Below are 18,750 nucleotides of genomic sequence, written 5' to 3' on the forward strand. Positions count from 1 at the left end.
TGCTAAGTTTCGATGGCAAGGCTGTCGTTGAGGCCTAGTCCAGTTTCCTATGCGCGAAGGCAGACAGGTTCAGGGTAAGGCGCTGCAGTGACTGCGTAGCTTCGGGATCGTCATCGGTGAGAAGCTCGACCAGATCCTCCTGATCGGGCTGGCCGAGCGCCACGCGGTAGAGCAGCCGCTGCGTCTTCAGCTTCGTGAAGCGATCGATGTCGCGGCTCTGTGGCAGCGCGAACAGGTGCCGCTTGAGCTCTGCACCTGGTAACGTCCACCAGGGCGTTAGACCGCTTTCGTCGTCCTTGAAGGTCTTATTGGCGCAGGCGGCGATCATCTCCCAAGGCGAACTGCCATCGCGCCGCGCTGCGGCCAAGGCGTCCGCCCCGAGCATTTTGGCGAGCGGACGCCGCACCGTCAGCCCGCCGAAGCGCTGAACGCGTCCTTCCCGCTGTTCCAGATCGACCGGGCTCGAACATAGATCCCAATGACCAAGCCGGTCGCACCAGCTGTGGAAATCGAGACCTTCCTGACCGACCGACGTGGTGGCGAGAATGTAGGGCCAAAAGGGCGTGTTGAAGGCGCTGCGGATCTCCTCCGAACGAGCGGGCCTCTGGGTGTCGTCGCCCTGATCCTGGCGAATGGGCTCGCTCTCGGTCATACCAAACGGCACTGCCGCATGACAGCGGATGCGAATCTTGTCCTTCTTGGCCTGACCCTTGAAGCCGAACGTTCCGATGTTGGCGGACAGCGCCGCCGACAGATCGTCGATGAGGCCGGCCGCGCCCACCTTCGATTTACGCAGCCAGAAATGCTCGTCGAGAACCGCCTCGAGGCAGCCCTCAACGCAGGCGCGCTGATATTTCGCCGTGGCGTCTTCGCCGGGCAAAACGGCCCAAAAGACCGGACGATCGAGATAGGTGCGAAGCTTCGTCCAGCAGAACCGCGCCAGTTTTCGGTAATGTTTGGCCTTGAAGTCGAACAGGTCCGGCAGGTGCCGGAGAAGCGCGCGCCCCGCCACCACCCCCGGCGCACCGAGGGAAATCTCCACAAGAGCGTCGAGCTCCCACTTGCTAATCCAGCTGATAGGCTCGGCTTCGCTGCGGAGGTCGAGAAGCGACTGGAGCGCGGCGTCCTTTGGCGCGGCCTTGGACCAGGCTCTCTGGGTCGATGCAAACTCACCCGCGTAGGGCTGCTTTTGCGCCGCTTCGATCGCAGCGAGCACCGCCCAGGCGGGCTTGCGGCGGCGACCGTCGCGCTTGTTCGGGGCTTCAGGCGCAATGGATGGCGGCAGCGCGCGAATGATCTGTTGCCGAGCGCGAGCACGGATTCGCCTGATTGACGCGCTTGCGCGGACGTCGAGCGGGTCGACAGCGCGGATCAGGAATGGGCTTGGGTGGAAAAGCGCCAGGGTAGGTCCCTGATTGGGTTTGGGGTTGAGGTGCCGCTTCTTCCAGGCGTTCTCGTACTGGAGGCTAGGCTTCGCCACGAATTTACGTTCGACCTCCAGGCTGACGAGGGCGGCCACGCTCTGCGGCGTCGCCCTGAAGCGGCTGAAGATCAGCATTTTTTGCGGATGTGTGACTCTCGCCCACGGACCGGCTGCATCCCACCAGGTGAGCGACGGCAGCATCCAAGGTAAGGCGAGCGCGTCGGTCGGAACGATTTCGCCCAGCGCTCGAAGCTTGGCACTACCCCACCCATCGCGTGGAGGTTTGGACCAGGTGGTGACGCCGAGCCGCGGAACGCTCCGCGTGGCCGGGAAGTCCAGGCCACGCGTGATCTGATAGCGCTCGCCGAGGGACTGTGCGGGCAGGGGGACGGACAGCCAGTACGCGATTGTCGATGTCCTCAGCTTTTCGGCAACCCCCTTGGTGAAATGACGGTAGACGTCGAGGTCGTGCGGTTCGATCCGCACGGGCTTTGGCGGCGGTTCCTTGCCCTCTCGGACTGTCGTGCGCTCGGTCCGCGACATGAGCGGCGTCAGAAGGGCCTCGAGCTCATGCTTGATCGTCTCAGCCTCGGCGATCGCGGGTTGGCGTTTCTCGACCGGCAAGCGACCGATCAAATGGAGCAGGTCGCCGAACCGACGGAATTGCGTCTCCGCCTTCCCGCGAATGTCGGTGCCGCCTAGAAATGCGATAAGATCGAAAAGCTCGAGGTGCGGCGCGGCACCCGCTCCGGTTTCCCAACGTTCGGCGTAGAAGCGATAGGGCGTGGCGGAGAGCAGCAGGATGGGAGGCGCGGTCGTTCCATCTTTGCCATTAAGCAGCTGTTTCGCAAGCGGGTTGTCGGCGCCCGCATCGAGCAGCTCACGGTAGCACTGGAACTCATCTAGGATGACGAGATGCGGCATGGTTGAGTCAAGCGCCGCCTGTGCCAGAGCACTACGCATCAGACCGATCGTATGACCGTGCGAGATCTTCGGGTCGTTTGCCATCTTGGCGATCGCGTGACGTGCTGGCATGCCAAATTGACTTCGAAGCGCGCGACCGTAGGCGGTCTTGAACCCTGTGGATGCGTGCTCAAACTTCTCTTCCGCTTCGGCGACCGCCCGGCGCCAGCCAGTTGTCGCACCGTGCTCGATAAAATGCTTTGGGAAAGCATCTGTCAGGCCGGGATAGATCTCGTCGAGCAGCAACTTAATAAAGGCACGCTCGACCGCCTTTCCGCCATAGAGGCGCTTAGTCCCGGGGAACGAGGTGAGCGGGGTGAACGCGTACAGACGGAGGCTACCGGCGCGTTTCTCTTCAAACGGGATGAGCCCGACGCGATCGACTTTCGATAGCGCCGCGTCAGCGGCATCCTCGTCGAGGAAGCGCAGCAGCTCGGTCTTATTCTGATCCGCCACCTTGTGGCCGCTCGAGATGTAATACACCGTGAATTTGCGCGCATTGTCACAAAGGGCCGCCAGCGTGTCGCGGGCAACGACGGTCTTGCCGAGGCCGACCTCGTCAGCGACAAGGAACCGGCGGAGCGGGTTAGCGCCCCGAAGAGCCTCTGTCGCGGCCGCGACGGTCGCCTTCTGGAAGGGCTTTGACGATGCGCTCATCGTACGAGTTGCATGCGGGCCATAGCCCATATTTGCCGGAGCTCGTTCAGATCCTTCTTCTCTGCCAAACTGAGGTTCTCATCATGGGTGAGCAGCGCCTCGACATAGGGATCAAAGTGCTTGTCTACTCGTGCGAACGCATCTGGGTCGCGCGCCCACGCGGTGAGGATATCTTCAAGCGTCAATCGGCTATCTGCAAGCGCCGAGCGCCCCCTGGCTGATCCACCCACGTCTTCGTCCCAGGCAAAGTTGCCGGCTGGAATTGTCTCGCCATTCAGCCTTGCCCGCATCCAGTCGTGAAAGGCGCGCAAGCCCATGTGGCTCGCGAGAGCAGCGAGGTCTCGCGTGTCGTCAAGGGGCGGATCCACCTCCACCCGCTGCAGCCACCGCAGCGCTTCATCGCCCGAGGCGATCTGGATCTGAATGAAGGCGGATTGGATCGACAGCGGTAGCTTCCCGAGATCGAGGCGGGTGCCGCCTTGCGGCCATGCGAGAAGGTCACTGTTGGCGTGCCCGGCTGAAAGTCGGTGTCCTTGATGTGCAAGCCGCGGCAGCGCTCTCGCGTCGAGGACGAAGAGATCTTGATCGCGGCGCAAGATCGGGTCCCAAGACGCGGTCAGTGCCTTGCGGGATTCCTCGAGAGCATCGACTACGCTGGTGTCGGCGGGTTTTGCCTGCGCAAGTTCGGCCAGCGTGACCGTTGTGGCCTTGCCAATCAGAAATTGTAGGCCGGGATTGAACGCGTCACTCGCCTCCAGTTCGATCATCACTTCCGAATTGCGGCCCGACCAGGCACGTCCAGTCGCGTTGGCACTACCGACTCGGACTATCGTCGTGTCGCCCTGATGAAAGGCGACGAATTTGGCGTGAAGCGCCATTGGCTGTGGCTCGGCGTCGTCGTCGTCGGCCGGCGATGCTGCGGAGGGCGCCGGCAGCATATTCTCGATTGTCTCGTCCGGAGCCGCATAAGCGAGCACGCGAGTGAAGGCGCTGAGCGGGGCGCTCGGTCTGTTCGCCATGTCGACCAGCGCCGGCATCGACGAGATCAAGGTCCGAGTTCCTGCCTGACCCCAGCGCCCGGCTGTTTTCAAAAAGTCAGGAGACAGGAAGGGACTGACGATCGTGACGCCATCGATCGCGCCCTCCTCCGGCGGATCAATCGGCAGAGCGACATTCTCTTCTAGCCCATCAAGGAGCGCGCGTAGACGGAATCCGTCAGGAGCTTCCCACCACACGGCATCCAGCTCCGCGGCGATAGCGGAGGAGTCCGAGCGCCCGGCGGCCTTTGCGAGGTTAGCCCCAAGGCGCCCAATGCCTTTGAGACCTGCTCTGCCTTTGCCGCGCTTTGGCTGCCCGTGGAGGAGAACGCCGAGCTCGAGATCCTGAGTCCGGGTGAGATTGCGGCTTCCGATCCAGAGCTTCCACCCCGTCGAACCCTTTTCGCTTTCGTAAGCCACAAGCGCGATTTTCGGATGCCAGCTGCGCTCGCGCTCGTCATGCGTCTGCTCAACGACAAACTGGTCCAGAATGCCTGCGACACGGGGCAGGGCGATCGGCTTCGCGATCCTTCCACGCTGAATGATAATCCGCACGCGGTCTCGCAATTGATCGACTGCCTCCGCAAAATCGATCGCGGCGCCGCTGCCTCTCTCATTGTTCCGGCCGATCAGCGCCAGCAGCACGGCCGCGATCGCAGACAGGTCCACCGAGTAGGTCGCGAACAAGGCGAGTCGAACGGTCTCGCCGCGCTCGGGCCGCAGTTCATCCAGATAGGGCTGCCCAGGCCAAGCTGGCGGGCGCTCTTTCATGCGACACCCTCCAGATCGCGGAGCAGGCGTTTCACGTTTCCCCAGCGATAGTGAAGCGGCTCGGCACAGCCATGCTTGTCGGCTTGCCACTCCATGCGCCGATCGACGCCGAATTGGTTGTTGGCGAGGCGGGCTCGGTTGCCTTTGCGGCTATATTCGGCTTTCTCGTAGACGCCGAGCAGCGGGAGGGGATCCTTGGCCTTCGAGCGGATCCAGGCGAGTGTTTCGCGAAGCGCAGCCTCGACGGGTGCTGGCAGGTGGCCGACGTCCTCGAGAAACTGAGCAAAATCGAGGGCTGCTGCCCGTGCCCCCCACTGTCCGACGATTTCGGCTAGATCTTCTCTGTGCAGCCTCTCCTGCGGACGCTTGTCACGCTCTTCCTTTAGGGTCTCCACCAAGGCTGCATAAATGGCCCGGCCTATCGCTGAGACCGCAGCTGCCTGTCCTGCGCGCTTCAGGCGTGCCGCTTCATTGCCTGCTAACGCCAGGATTTCATCGTTCCAACAATGTTGGACGTCGGTCAGCGGGCGCCCGACGAGCTTGGAAAGCAGCGAAGATTCGCGGGGATCGGTTGGCGAGCGTACCGCGCGCAGTTTGCGCGCCAGAAACGCGCGCTCGCATTCGGAGAGTTCAAGGGTCAATTTGCCGGTGCCGTTCCACTCCACAGGCGCCTCGATCATCCCGGTGATCGGCCAAGCCACCGTTTCGAGCGGCTTCTCGTCATCATCCAAGAGTGATTTCTTGCTCCCGGCAGCGAGGAGCCTTGCCATGTCGGGGCGGCTCCAGGGACGTCCGTCTGGCCGCGTGCCAATCAATCCCCATTTGGCAAGCGCGGTCCAGTAGACATAAGCCGGCGGCTGGCTGATGGCTCGGGGGTAAACGTCGCCACCGATCACGCCGTCCGGCTCGCCCGCGCCGTCCTTGAATTGAAGGCGACCGGTCAGGCCATGTTCGAGATCGACGAAAGCCTGCGCGAAATCCTTGGGAACAGGTCGCTTGGCGCGCAGGCTTTGATAGAGCCAAGGGATGAGGAGCGCATATCGCAGCCGGGTATGCAGGACCGAGGTCCCCGGAAAGAGATGGTCCGCGTAGCGCTGGTGAACAAGCAGGAAGCCGACCTCGTCGCGCACGCCCGCATTGGCGCCGAACATCATCTGCTCTGCTTGCCCAAGCGCCTTCCGTGATAGAAACGTAAAACCAAATGACGACAAACTATGGTCCCCCCGGAACGCGACGCTTCGGATCGCTGTTCGACCGCGGTCTGGGCGATCAAGCCTAGTTCCCGCAATCTGGCCTCGCAACGGAGGTCCAATCAACCCTTTCATCGGACGTTTCGCATCGACCTGGCTCAATATTGCCACTGTAATTACATGGGAGTTGGCAAGGAGCGAGGTTTGATCAAAGGGTCGGAATCGCCTTTTCCGGTCGTCGGATTCTACGATGCAATGCAGCCTGGAAGAAAACTAAGTCTCGAAATAGCGAAACCGGTCTCTCGCAAACGGGACAGCAGTTGGTCTCTTGGGCACCTTTTCTCTCCGCATCAGTCGGAGCGGATCTTACAGGCAAACGCTTTGCACTCTACCAGAGCTTCCAACGCGAGCTGCGGCGCTCGATCACCTTGACGACGGCGCCCGTGCGGCCTCCACTTTCGTCAGGAGCTGCCGTCCGCGCCGGGTTCATCCGTAAGCCGCTTTGTCCCGCTTTCAGCAATTTTTCGGGTGACGACCACGATGAACGAACGGCGGGTTTAGGCATCGCGCCGGATCAGGCTGAACGGCGACAATGGGCGCTAAGGCGCTGCCCGGGCGTCCACACGGTTAAACGTCTGCTTTTGCCGGTGCGGGCCCGAAAGCCGCCATTCCGCTTCCCACCACCAGCAGGCGTTCGGATTTGCCAACCTAGGCGTCTGCCTCTGGCCGGCAGAAGACGGTCCGGGGTTCGTGTTCAAACTTGAAAGGCGGCCACTAATAGACCTGCGCCAAAGGATCCGCTCTTGGACGCAGTCGCCGCGCTAGATATCGCGTGGGGATTCAAGAGGCGCTGATCTCGGCGGGTAGCCCAGGTGAGCCTCCATCAGCCTCGATGCGAGCCGTAGGGCATCGGGGCCCGCTCGATGGGGGACTGGGGCGCGGCTGAGGAGACAGGCGAGCTGACGGTGCTGGTCTGAACTGAAATCGGCGGTCATGATTTCGATGTTGAATAGCGTGAACTGCTGTTCGCGGCCTGCGGCCTTGAACAAGGTGTCGAGCCAGTCCTGGTCATAGCGTGGAGCATCACTCGCGACGATCGTTCTCGACCCCAGCAGGGTATTAAGCCAGTCGCACACCTGCTCCACTTCGCGGCCATCCCTTTCCGCAAGCTCGAGTGGAATGCCGTGGACAGCCGCGGATGCGTCCGACCACAAACCACTTCGAAGCCATGCTTCCGTCGGTTGGATCAGCGAGGCACCAACTTCGATAATCTTGGTAGGGGCCCGAACCAGCGCTACCCCGACCTCAAGGGGATAGCTTCCGGTCCCCAATGCTGAGGCCTCAATATCGAGCACGGCGACCGGCCGGTCACTCTGAATTAGAATGTTTTTCATCCATTCAGTCCTTTCGCCACCGTGATCTTCAACCCTCAAAAGGATCAGCCGACCCCGACCTTTTCCTTGCGAGGATAGCCGCTGATTAGGTCTTGTTTGGATCGCCGTTTATCGTGCGGCGCCGCATGTAGAGGGTTTGATCCACAACTCGCTCGGCTTGGAACAGGGAATACCGAGTCTGGTCTGGAATCTTACGGCCCCAGTGACGAGACCGGGCCTCAGACGGGCCTGATTCCGCGTCTCCGCGCGGGCGCGGATGACGCGCGGGTAGAGCGTAGTCGTGGACCGGTGCTACAGCCCTTCATTGGCCGGACGCTACCGCGGCGCCAGCTGACGCCGCAGGTAATCTTACGCAGGTGCCAAATGTGTCGGCAATGTGCTCGAAGTGCCTTGAGAGAAAAAGCATTTCACTTCATCAGGCGATTAGCCTCGAGGAGACATAAACGCTCTCAAAATGATCTTTCATCCCTTCGCTGAACCGACGACGGATTCGGAGCGCCTGATCTACCGACCTGAACGGCCGGATTGGCGCCAAGTGGCCATCCGCGCCATCTGTGAGCGGGTTTCGCGTCTATCTGAAATGCTTTCATTACGCTCTTGGTCGTGGCCTACTGCTTGAAAACTTTTATCACTAAGCCCGCAGCCCGACGCTTGCCGCCGTCGATTTGCTGCGCCAACGGCATCGGCAACACGAAAGCGGCCAATCGACTGGAAACTCTTTCTTATCGAGAGCATAATTTTTGCCGCCGATTGAGGATAAGTGATGCCCAATGCCGTAGGCGCAAAATCCGGGTCTTTGCTAACTGACCGCCAGACCGAATGCCTTCGACTGTTCTGGTCTCGAAAGAGCGCGAAGGAAATCGGGCAGGAGCTCGGCATCTCCCATCATGCGGTTGAAAAGCATCTACAGGCCTGTCGCGAGAGACTTGGAGTACAGACTTCGGTTGAGGCCGCGCGAATGGTGTTCGGTGGCAGCGTGAACGCTACGGTCCGACCGTATTACGACGCCTCGGAGCTTCATGCCGACCTTCCGTCGCTGCACCTGTCTGTAACCCCATCAGCGCACGAACGAGACTGGGGGGGAACAGACGAGAAAGGGCTGATAAACCGTTTCGGCCCAGTCTCTATTCTGCTGTTGATACTCGGGGTCGGGATCGGAGCGATTCTGGCGGTTGCCGTCATTATTGAGGCGGCACAGGGGATCGATCAGTTGGGTAGCGTTCTCTTCAACTGACCCCGTTCAAGACGTGCGCCTCTGACAGGAGAGAATGCGTGTTGAACGAACGCCACGAAGTCGCCCGAATGATTGCAGGTGAATTGCTTCCAGCCGAAAAGGACATTGACACTGCAATCGTGCGCAATGCCCGACTGACCATCGCCGTGGTTGAAGGCCGCACCAAGCTACGGCTGCCGCTGACGACGGGTCAGGAAGGGCTTGAACTCGTATCGAAAGCTAATGCTAGCCTTGTGGAAGCTCGCGGGCTCATGGCAGAAGCGCATATCGCCTTCCGCGCAACGCAGTCGGAAATTGGCCTCGATGCCTTCAGCTACGGTGATATTGTCGAGTGTCCGCCGAGCAAGGCGAACGCGACTCCACTAGTTCGCGTCGCGTAGGAACAGAGCAGCCATGAACGAGTGCCGGCGAGGCGAGTAATGATCCGCGTCGGCCTCTTTCTGACTGCCTTTACTTTATGCGCAGGCTACGCATTCAAAGCGGGCGGCAAACCAGAGCGGGTCGCAATGATGGCCCAACTGATCGCACTCCTGCTCTCTTCATCGGTCGCCTTCTGGAGAGATTCTGGCGTATTCGCTACGCTAATTCGCGGCTGGCTAATGATCGATCTTACGCTCTTGCTGGTACTGATTTTAGTGGCACTTCGCGCCAATCGAATTTGGACAATTGTGCTGGCCGGTCTCCAGCTCGCAGCGATTTTCGCTCATCTTTCCAAAACACTTTATCCGGGGCTGTCACCCCTGGGTTATGCTGTGTTCGTGCAAATTTGGGCTTGGCCCATGCTCATTGCGACAGCGCTTGGCGTTCGGAATCATCGTCGACGAGTCGCGATTTCTGGCAAAGAGGCCGATTGGAAACCGCTGACCTTCAGCGGGCCAGTCTAGCCGGCACCCACACCAAATTTTCTAAGAAAGCGTCCGTTTCTCTTCATCGCCCGCATCTGAAGGGCCGTAGAGAGATGATTGATTTCCTTCGCATCCATGCTCGCGAGACGCCAGGCGCTTCTCTTCGAGCCGTTTTTATCGACCAAAACTGTGTCTACCTCGGCTCCACGCTGATCGCCGAAAGCGAAGCTGCGATACGCGATTACGATCCAAGGGCGGTCTTAGACGCAGCGTTCGTCGCAGGAGCCGCTGGCTTTGTTCTTGGCAAAGCAAATGTGGCAGAAAGTCTCGATCTCGAAAAGAATGAGTTAGCCAAAGCACGCTGGCTTCTTTGGGAAGGCGAGCGCGTAAACCTGTATCTGCTTGATTACCTAATAGTCCACAGGATGGACGTAGGTGGCCGAGCGTACACCCTTGAAAGGCGGTAATCTTATGGCGAGTAACGGCCCCGACGGCTTGCCACGTTCAGCCGAATCAGAACTCTCCCTGCGGCCTATTCTTTGCCGAATTGAAAATGCTCAAAAAAGACGTGCAGCAGGTTTCACGGCAGAGACCAAATTGTCGGCGCATAATGACCCGCAGCCGATACTTAAGGCTGGCGCCGCTGAATTGCTGGAAATGCGTCGGCGGCGGGAGCGAATACTGTCGCCGGATCTTGTGGACGGTCCTTCTTGGGTCATGCTCTTGCATGCCTACGTATCGCCTAACAGCGTGATGATGACCAAGGAGCTTCTCAACGCGACCTCGGTCCCACAGACCACCGCGTTTCGCTGGCTTCAATACCTTGAGCAGGAGGGATATCTAGAGAAGGCTGAGCATCCTTCATTGACCGACAATCGCGCGACATTTTACCGGCTGACACCTGACGGCCGTGTCAGCTTGGAGCGGGTTCTCGAGGACATGTTGCGCGAATGACCATGCCGCCGCATTGTCCCTCCCGCTTCGGTGGGAGGCAGCAGACCGCAGATGGCGCAAGCGGCTCAAGAGCCTGGCGGTGTGAATCGTGCCGAAGCGCTTCGCGCGGCACTGCTTCATGCCCGCGAAGCGCTGCGAATCCTGGACGAAGCCGATTCACACTCTATGGCCGCTCTTCGCTGTCAGTGGCTGGTGGATGAGATCCTGTCGCAGCTAGAACGCTAACGCTGGCTTGTTTTCGCAAAGGACATTCTTACGAAGACTCACGAGCGCCGAACCCATTTGGCCGGCCCAAGCCCTCCCAGGGGGGCGCGGTCAACCTTCCCTTCGCTGCCGGGCGGGGTTAGCGCTTTTCGCCATGCCCGCCACTCCCGCCTGGCCGCCGCGCGCCCTGCCCCGCCTGTTCGTCGAACAGCCGCTCGGCCCCGACCATGCCGTCCTCCTAGAAGGCAAACCTGCCCACTATCTCTCCAATGTGCTGCGGCTGGGTGAAGGAGCTCAGCTCCTTGTGTTTGACGGGGACAGCGGTGAATGGCGGGCGCGGATCGAGGGAGTGGCCAAGAGGCGACTGGTGCTGCGGGTTGTTGACCACGTCCGCCCGGCCGAGACGCTGCCGCCGCTGACCCTCGCCTTCGCCCCGGTCAAGCGCGCGTCGGTCGAGTGGCTGGTCGAAAAGGCAACCGAACTCGGCGTCGCGCGGCTGCTGCCGGTGGCGACTCAGCGCACCGTGATCGAGCGGCTCAACCCCGAGCGCCTGCGCGCGATCGCGATCGAGGCGGCCGAGCAATGTGGACGGACGCGGCTGCCCGAACTTGCCGAACCGGTGAAGCTGGCGGCACTCCTCCGGGATTCCGGCGGCACCTTGCTCTTCGCCGACGAGACCGGCGGCGTGCCTTTGCTGTCGATCGCCGCGCCCGGCCCGGCCACCATCCTGATCGGTCCCGAGGGCGGCTTCACGCCCGACGAGCGCGAGGCGATCCTCGCCGCCGGTGCCCACGGCGTCGGCCTCGGCCCGCGCATTCTGCGAGCGGAGACCGCCGCGCTCGCCGCCGTCACCCTCTATATGGCGGGCGCCGGAGATTGGCGCTAACGCGCCCCTCATGACGACGCGAACCGACCTGAGTGAAAGCCCGCTGATCGAGGGACGGGACGATCTCCTGTCGGTATTCGCCAAGGGCGAGAAGCCGCCCGCCGACTGGCGGATCGGGACCGAGCACGAGAAGTTCGTCTATCGCACCGCCGACCATCGCGCGCCCTCGTGGGACGAGCCCGGCGGAATCCGCGACCTCCTCCTGGGCCTGACCGACTATGGCTGGCGCCCGGTCGAGGAGAATGGGAAGATCATCGCGCTGACCGGCAGCGACGGGACGATCAGTCTCGAGCCGGCCGGCCAGCTCGAGCTGTCGGGCGCGCCGCTCGCCTCGCTCCACGAGACCTGCGCCGAGGCCGGGCGTCACCTCGAGCAGGTGAAGGCGGTCGGCGACCGGCTCGGGCTCGGCTTTCTCGGGCTCGGCATGTGGCCCGACAAGACCCGCGCAGCACTGCCGATCATGCCCAAGGGCCGCTATGCGATCATGCTGCGCCACATGCCGCGGGTGGGCAATCTCGGCCTCGACATGATGCTTCGGACCTGCACCATCCAGGTCAATCTCGACTATGAGAGCGAAGCCGACATGGCCAAGAAGTTCCGGGTCGGCCTCGCGCTGCAGCCGGTGGCGACCGCGCTCTTCGCCAATTCGCCGCTGACCGAAGGCAAGCCCAACGGCTTCAAGAGCTTCCGAAGCCACATCTGGACCGACACCGACCCCCACCGGACGGGCATGCTCCCCTTCGTGTTCGAGGACGGCTTCGGCTACGAACGCTACTGCGACTATGCGCTCGACGTGCCGATGTATTTCGTGATGCGCGACGGGCGATACATCGACTGCGCCGGCGAAAGCTTCCGCGCCTTCCTCGATGGCAAGCTCCCGCAGCTGCCGGGCGAGAAGCCGACGATCGCCGACTGGACCGACCATCTCTCCACCGCCTTCCCCGAAGTGCGCCTCAAGAGCTTCCTCGAGATGCGCGGCGCCGATGGCGGACGGTGGGGCCGGATCTGCGCGCTTCCGGCCCTGTGGGTGGGGCTGCTCTACGACGGCCAGGCGCTCGACGCGGCCTGGGACCTCGTCAAGCACTGGACGATCGAGGAGCGCGAGCAGCTTCGCGCCGACGTGCCCGCGCAGGCGCTCGAGGCCAGGGTGCCGGGCGGCGGGACCATGCAGGAGCTTGCCGCCAAGGTGATCGACATCGCCTCGACCGGCCTCTCCAACCGCGCGCGGCTCGATGCCGGCGGGACCAACGAGGTCGGCTTCCTCGACCCCCTGCGCGAAGTCGTCGCGACCGGCGTCACGCCGGCCGACCGGCTGCTCGGCCGGTATCATGGCGAGTGGGCTGGCGATGTGTCGCGCGTGTACCAGGAGCTGAGCTTCTAGGGCGAACAGTTCACGCCGCCCTTGGCCTCGGCGGCCGTCGGGAGTAGAGGGGCGCGGCAAGCAGCCGGGGGGCTGCCCGTAACCGTATCCGTCGCACTTTCCACCGGGGGCATCATGCGCCGTACCTTCCTGCTTTCCGCCGCTTCTCTCCTCGCGCTCACCGCTGCGCCCGCCTTTGCGCAGGCGACCGGCGACGCCGACCAGCCGGCCGCCGACGCGACCGACAGCATCGAGGAAATCACCGTCACGGCCCAGCGCCGCGAGGAAAGCCTCCAGGACGTGCCCGTCAGCGTCGGCATCGTCGACGACAACACGCTGGCCGCGATCAATTCGGGCGGCGCCGACGTCCGCTCGCTCGCCGGCCGCGTGCCCAGCCTCAACATCGAGAGCAGCTTCGGCCGGACCTTCCCGCGCTTCTACATTCGCGGGCTCGGCAACACCGACTTCGACCTCAATGCCAGCCAGCCGGTCAGCCTGCTCTATGACGACGTCGTCCTCGAGAACCCGATCCTCAAGGGCTTTCCGGTGTTCGACCTCGACCGGGTCGAAGTGCTGCGCGGGCCGCAGGGCACGCTGTTTGGGCGCAACACCCCGGCCGGCATCGTCAAGTTCGACACGGTGAAGCCCGGCCGCGGCAAGAGCTTCGCCAAGGTCAGCTGGGGCAGCTACAATACGGTCAATGCCGAAGGCGCGGTCGAGGTGCCGATGGGCGAAGGCTCGGCCTTCCGTCTCTCGGGGCTCGTACAGCACCGCGACGACTGGGTCGACAACGTCGCAACGACCAAGAAGAACGACCTCGAAGGCTATGACGACCTCGCCGTCCGCGCTCAGTTCAAATGGGCCGCGAGCGACGTCTTCAACATCCGCCTGTCGGGCCAGGCGCGCGACTACAAGGGCAGCGCCCGGCTGTTCCGCGCCAACCTCTTCAACACCGGCAGCAACAAGCTCCAAGGCCTGACCTCGGGCGCCGACTTCGAGCGCGACAAGGTCTATAATGACGGCCTCAATTTCCAGCGGCTGCGCGCCTACAACGGCGCGATCAACCTCGACTACGACCTTGGCCCGGTGACGCTCTACTCCATCACGTCCTACTGGAACGGCAATCTCAAGAGCCGCGGCGACATCGACGGGGGCTTCGGCAACCAGTTCGCGCCGGTCATGGGCCCGGGCTTCATCCCCTTCTCGGCGCAGAGCCGCGACGATGTGCCGAGCCTCGACCAGTTCACGCAGGAACTGCGCTTCGCCTCCAACGCCAAGGGCCCCGGCCTCGGCTATCAGGGCGGCGTCTTCATCTTCAACGAGAAGCTCGATATCCGCAGCGAGGACTACAGCAACCCGACCGATCGCAATGCGGCGGCGGTCGCGCTCCAGCGTCAGGTCAGCGACGCCTTCGGCCTGTTCGGCTCCTTGAGCTACAATTTCGGCAATGGCCTGACCCTTCAGGGCGGCGCGCGCTGGAACCACGACAAGCGCGACTTCAAGGCGAGCCGGCCCTACGACGTCCGTCCGGGCTTCCTCGGCTTCGGCGGGCCGGTCCCCGAGCTTACCAAGAAGGTCAAGGATTCGGTCCTGACCTGGGACGCGAGCGCGGTCTACGAGGTCTCGCGCGCCGCAAATGTCTATGCCCGCGTCGCCCGCGGCTATCGCGCGCCCTCGATCCAGGGCCGCCTCCTGTTCGGGCGTGACCTGTCGGTCGCGGACAGCGAGAAGACCATGTCCTACGAGGCGGGCGTCAAGACGACCCTGCTCGATCGCCGCCTGCGCCTCAACGTCGGCGTCTATGCGTTCGACACCAAGGACCTGCAGCTGACCGCGGTCGGCGGCGCGTCCAACTTCACCACCTTGCTCAACGCCGACAAGGCGCGCGGCCGGGGCGTCGAGGTCGAGCTCGAGGCGCGTCCGGTCACCGGCCTCAGCCTCACCGGCGGGCTCAGCTACAACCATACCAAGATCGACGATGCCGGCCTGTTCGTCGCCGGCTGCGCCGCGCCCTGCACCGTGCTCGATCCGCAGCGTCCGGGCAGCCCCGGCATCTATTCGATCGACGGCAATGCGCTGCCGCAGGCGCCCAAGTGGACGCTGAACTGGACCGCAGGCTACGAATTCCCCGTCGGCGACGGCGCGGTCTATGCCTTCACCGACTGGTATTACCGGTCGAAGATCCAGTTCTTCCTCTACAAGTCGGTCGAGTTCAGCGACGACAAGCTGCTCGAGGGCGGTCTCCGCCTTGGCTGGCGCAACGCCCGCTACGACATTGCGGCGTTCGCGCGGAACATCACCAACGACAAGAGCGCGGTCGGCGGGATCGACTTCAACAATCTGACCGGTTTCGTCAACGAGCCGCGCATCTTCGGCGTCGAAGGCGGGATTAAGTTCTGAGCCGTCAGAGGTCCGGCAGCGCCTGCCGCGCCTCGCCCCAGCCCTTGAGGGCCTTGCCTGAAGCGCGTTCGAGCAAGGCCCGGGCATCGCGGATCGAATAGATGTTGGCACCGGTGATGGCGGGCAATTCGTCCCACGCCACCGGCACCGCGACCGGCGCGCCTTCGCGCGCGCGGGCCGAATAAGGCAGCACCGCGGTCGCGCCGCGCTGGTTGCGCAGCCAGTCGAGGAAGATCCGGTCCTTGCGCTGATTCTTGCGGATGTTGGCGGTGAAGGTGTCGGGCTCGGCCTCGGCGATGGCGCGGCTGAACCGCTCGGCGAAGCTCTTGACCGTCGGCCAGTCACGGCTCTGGTCGAGCGGCGCGATGACGTGGATGCCCTTTCCTCCCGACAGCAACGGGAAGGTCTCGAGCCCTAGGTCTGCCAGCAACTCCTTCAGTCGTACCGCCGCGGCCTTCACCTTGTCGAAGCCGAGGCCCTCGTCGGGATCGAGGTCGAATACCAGCCGGTCGGGCTTCTCCAGCGCGTCTATCCGGCTGCCCCAGCTGTGGAATTCGATCGTGTTCATCTGCACGCATTCCAGCGCACCAATGGCTTCATCCACATAGAGATAATCTTCGGTCGATCCGTCGCTTTCCTTGACCGGCACGTGCCGGACATGCGCGCCCATGCTGCCGCTGTCGTGCTTCTGGAAGAAGCAGTTCTTGGCCCTGCCCGAGGGGCAGCGAATGAGGGTCATCGGCCGGTCGCGAAGATCGACCATGAGCAGGTCGGCGACCGCGGCATAATAATCGGCGAGGTCGGCCTTGGTGAGCCCGTCCTCGGGAAAGACGACCCGGTCGGGCGAGGTCAGGCGCAGGCCGAGATCGGCATGGGTCCGCAGCGTACCCGCCTTCTTCGCCGCTACCTTCTTTGTCGCGGCCTTGGTTGCCGACGGCACCGGGGCTTCGAGGACCACGTCCTTGGCGCCCTTGTCCTCGCGCAGGCCGAGGAAGCTCGGATGGCGCAGCACGCCGTCGCCCGTGAATTCGGTATAGGCGATCTCGGCCACCAGCGTTGGACGAACCCAGGTCGAACCGCGGCGCGCGGTCTTCGGCACCTCCAGCGGCGGCGCGTCGATCGCGAGCGGCTTCATCCGCTCGATGAGGCTTTCGATCGTCGCGGCGTCGAACCCGGTGCCGACCTTGCCGACATAGCGCAGGCCGCCCTTCTCGTTGACCGCGAGATGAAGCGAGCGGAAGCCGCGGCGCTTGTCGCTCGCCTGCCAGCCGACGATCACGAACTCCTGCCGGGCAGTGCACTTGATCTTGAGCCAGTCGCGGGTGCGCTTGCCCGCGTAGGTCGCGTCGGCGCGCTTCGAGATGATGCCCTCACCGCCGTCCTTGCAGACCGCCTCGAACAGCTTCTCGCCTTTGCCCGTCACATGATCGCCGTAGATGATCGGTAGCCGAGCAGGGGTCAGCAACGCCGCCAGCCGCTCCTTGCGTTCAAGGAGGGGCAACCCGCGAATGTCCTCGCCGCGGTCGATCAGCAGGTCGAAGGCGTAATAAGCGATGGTCGGGCCGGCCTTGCCATGGCCACGCTTCACCGTCGCCTGCATCAGCTGGAAGCTTGGCTTGCCCTTGGCGTCGAGCGCCACCGCCTCCCCGTCGAGCAGGCACCCGGCCGGAAGCGCGGCGGCGGCCTCGACCAGCGGCGCGAACTGCTCGCTCCAGTCCTTGCCGTTGCGGGTGAAGGCCAGCGCCCCGCCCCCGCCGACGCTGAGGAGAAGCCGATAGCCGTCATATTTGAGCTCGTGGATCCAGCCGCTGCCGGTCGGCGCATGGTCGGCGAGCGTGGCGAGTTGCGGCGGTTCGAAACCCGGCGGCGGCGTGACCTTGCGCTTCGTCCGCCCGCCCTTCTTGCCGCTTTTGTTCGATTCCCACACGTCGGCACCGGCGGCGATCTCGGCCATGCTGCGGTCGCTGGCGACACTGGTCAGGCCCTTCTCGACCAGCGCCTCGCCGGCATCGGGCCGGGCGAAGTCGTCGGTGACCTTCTTCAGCATCCACGCCTCGCCCTTCTCACCCGGCTTGGGCTTCATCCGGAACATCACCCACTCCCCCTTCATCCGCTCGCCTTCGAGCGTGAAGTGGAGATGGCCTTCCTCAAGCGTCTTCCTCGGATCCTTGTCGGGATGCGGGATCCAGCGGCCGCGGTCCCACAGCATGACCGTGCCCCCGCCATATTCGCCTTGCGGGATGATCCCCTCGAAGCTGCCATAATCGAGCGGATGGTCCTCGGTCCGCATCGCGAGGCGATTTGTCCTGGGATCGAGCGAGGGACCGCGCGGGACGGCCCAGCTTTTCAGCACGCCATCGAGTTCGAGCCGGAAATCCCAGTGGAGCCGGCTGGCGTCGTGCTTCTGGACGACGAAGCTGTCGCCCCTGCCCTTGCGCTTCCTCCCCTTGGGCTCCTTCGTCTTCGCGAAGTCGCGCTTGGCATTGTAGGTCTCGATGTCGAGACCGTTGGGGCGGGGTTTTCGCGCCATCGGCCGCTACTTTTTCCCGCCGGCCGCCTTCTTGGCCGGCGCCGCCTTCTTGCCTGCCCCGGGCTTCCTCGCAGCCGGTTTTGCTGACGTATCGCCGCCATCGCCGAGGCTCTTCTTCAAAGCCGCCATCAGGTCGATGACATTGCTCTTGGGCGCCTTGCCGGTGTCGGGGTCCTGGATGACGAGGCCCCCACCCTTCTTCTTGCGCTTCTGCTCGATCAGGCCCTTCACCGCATCGACATAGCGATTGTGGAATTCGCCCGCGTCGAACTTGCCGCTCTTCTTGTCGATCAGCGTGGTGGCGAGTTCGAGGAGGTCGGCGTCGGGCTCGGCATCCTCGATGTCACGGAAATAGCTCGACGCCTTGTTGAGCTCGTCAGCGTAGCGCAGCGTCTCCATCAGCATGCCGCGGCCGCAGGGCTTGATCGCGACCACATATTCCTGCCCGCGCATCGCAAGCTGGCCGACCCCGACCTTGCGCGCCCGGCGAAGCGCCTCGCGCAGCACGATGAAGGCTTCCTCGGCGAGGTCGTCGGCGGGGACCACGAAATAGGGCTTGTCGAAGTAGAGCGCGTCGATGTCGTCGGCGTCGACGAACTGGGCGAGTTCGAGCGTCTTGCGGCTCTCGAGCTTGACGCTTTCGATCTCCTCGGGCTCGAGCAGGACATATTCGCCCTTGGTCACCTCGAAGCCCTTGACGATGTCGTCAGTGCTGACCGGGCCGATGCCCGGCACCACCTTCTCATATTTGATGCGCTTGCCGCTCGGCTCGTGAATCTGGTGGAAGCTGATCGCCGCCCCCGACTTGGAGGCGGGATAGATTTCGACCGGGATCGAGACGAGGGCGAGGCGAATCTGTCCGCGCCAGCTGGGACGGGCGGCCATTGCGGGGGCTCCTGCAA

The 18,750-nt window shown here is 63.3% G+C and carries 14 protein-coding genes; 8 read left to right on the forward strand and 6 right to left on the reverse strand.

The genetic code is table 11. From position 1 onward, the window contains the following. Window positions 1–34: 34 nt before the first annotated feature. From BS69_RS0107665 to BS69_RS13690, 4 genes are all read right to left on the reverse strand, one after another. Window positions 35–3,043 carry a helicase gene (locus BS69_RS0107665; protein ID WP_029941373.1) on the reverse strand — a complete coding sequence of 1,003 codons (3,009 nt, stop codon included), beginning with the start codon at window positions 3,041–3,043 and terminating at the stop codon, window positions 35–37. Continuing rightward, complete coding sequence (locus tag BS69_RS0107670) at window positions 3,040–4,851, reverse strand: phospholipase D family protein (RefSeq protein ID WP_029941374.1); 1,812 nt, start codon at window positions 4,849–4,851, stop codon at window positions 3,040–3,042. Before BS69_RS0107670 ends, BS69_RS0107665 begins: the two co-directional genes overlap by 4 nt. After that, complete coding sequence (locus BS69_RS0107675) at window positions 4,848–6,005, reverse strand: DUF6361 family protein (RefSeq protein ID WP_029941375.1); 1,158 nt, start codon at window positions 6,003–6,005, stop codon at window positions 4,848–4,850. Before BS69_RS0107675 ends, BS69_RS0107670 begins: the two co-directional genes overlap by 4 nt. An 857-nt stretch (window positions 6,006–6,862) precedes the next feature. Next, entirely contained in the window at window positions 6,863–7,435 is a 573-nt protein-coding gene (locus tag BS69_RS13690) for a hypothetical protein (protein ID WP_051676628.1), read from the reverse strand. 763 nt (window positions 7,436–8,198) lie between these two features. Here BS69_RS13690 and BS69_RS13970 point away from each other — a divergent pair. The 8 genes from BS69_RS13970 to BS69_RS0107705 all read left to right on the forward strand — a co-directional run bounded on the left by BS69_RS13970 (window position 8,199) and on the right by BS69_RS0107705 (window position 15,318). Continuing rightward, window positions 8,199–8,669 (forward strand): response regulator transcription factor, encoded by a 471-nt coding sequence (locus tag BS69_RS13970; RefSeq protein WP_084184375.1) that lies wholly within the window; start codon window positions 8,199–8,201, stop codon window positions 8,667–8,669. A gap of 38 nt (window positions 8,670–8,707) precedes the next feature. Next, window positions 8,708–9,049, forward strand: coding sequence for a hypothetical protein (locus BS69_RS14260; protein WP_169738076.1), 342 nt, complete (start codon window positions 8,708–8,710; stop codon window positions 9,047–9,049). 39 nt (window positions 9,050–9,088) lie between these two features. Next, the gene (locus BS69_RS14265) at window positions 9,089–9,553 is read left to right on the forward strand and encodes a hypothetical protein (protein WP_156956963.1); all 465 of its coding nucleotides are present in this window, start codon (window positions 9,089–9,091) and stop codon (window positions 9,551–9,553) included. Continuing rightward, a complete protein-coding gene (locus BS69_RS14270; RefSeq protein WP_156956965.1) occupies window positions 9,520–9,981 on the forward strand; it encodes a hypothetical protein in 462 nt (153 codons plus the stop codon). Before BS69_RS14265 ends, BS69_RS14270 begins: the two co-directional genes overlap by 34 nt. Window positions 9,982–9,985: 4 nt before the next feature. Continuing rightward, entirely contained in the window at window positions 9,986–10,468 is a 483-nt protein-coding gene (locus BS69_RS13975; RefSeq protein WP_084184377.1) for a helix-turn-helix domain-containing protein, read from the forward strand. Window positions 10,469–10,826: 358 nt separating this feature from the next. Beyond that, complete coding sequence (locus tag BS69_RS0107695; protein WP_029941379.1) at window positions 10,827–11,558, forward strand: 16S rRNA (uracil(1498)-N(3))-methyltransferase; 732 nt, start codon at window positions 10,827–10,829, stop codon at window positions 11,556–11,558. 10 nt (window positions 11,559–11,568) lie between these two features. Continuing rightward, complete coding sequence (locus BS69_RS0107700; protein WP_029941380.1) at window positions 11,569–12,939, forward strand: glutamate--cysteine ligase; 1,371 nt, start codon at window positions 11,569–11,571, stop codon at window positions 12,937–12,939. Between the two features lie 114 nt (window positions 12,940–13,053). Next, complete coding sequence (locus tag BS69_RS0107705; protein WP_029941381.1) at window positions 13,054–15,318, forward strand: TonB-dependent receptor; 2,265 nt, start codon at window positions 13,054–13,056, stop codon at window positions 15,316–15,318. A 4-nt stretch (window positions 15,319–15,322) separates the two neighbouring features. Here BS69_RS0107705 and ligD read toward each other — a convergent pair whose 3' ends face one another. Both ligD and ku read right to left on the reverse strand, forming a co-directional pair. Continuing rightward, window positions 15,323–17,848 (reverse strand): DNA ligase D, encoded by a 2,526-nt coding sequence (gene ligD, locus BS69_RS0107710; protein WP_029941382.1) that lies wholly within the window; start codon window positions 17,846–17,848, stop codon window positions 15,323–15,325. Window positions 17,849–17,854: 6 nt separating this feature from the next. Further along, a complete protein-coding gene (gene ku, locus BS69_RS0107715; RefSeq protein ID WP_029941383.1) occupies window positions 17,855–18,733 on the reverse strand; it encodes a non-homologous end joining protein Ku in 879 nt (292 codons plus the stop codon). Between the last annotated feature and the right edge of the window lie 17 nt (window positions 18,734–18,750).

The organism is Sphingomonas astaxanthinifaciens DSM 22298, from assembly GCF_000711715.1.
Classification (GTDB): Bacteria; Pseudomonadota; Alphaproteobacteria; order Sphingomonadales; family Sphingomonadaceae; genus Sphingomicrobium; species Sphingomicrobium astaxanthinifaciens_A.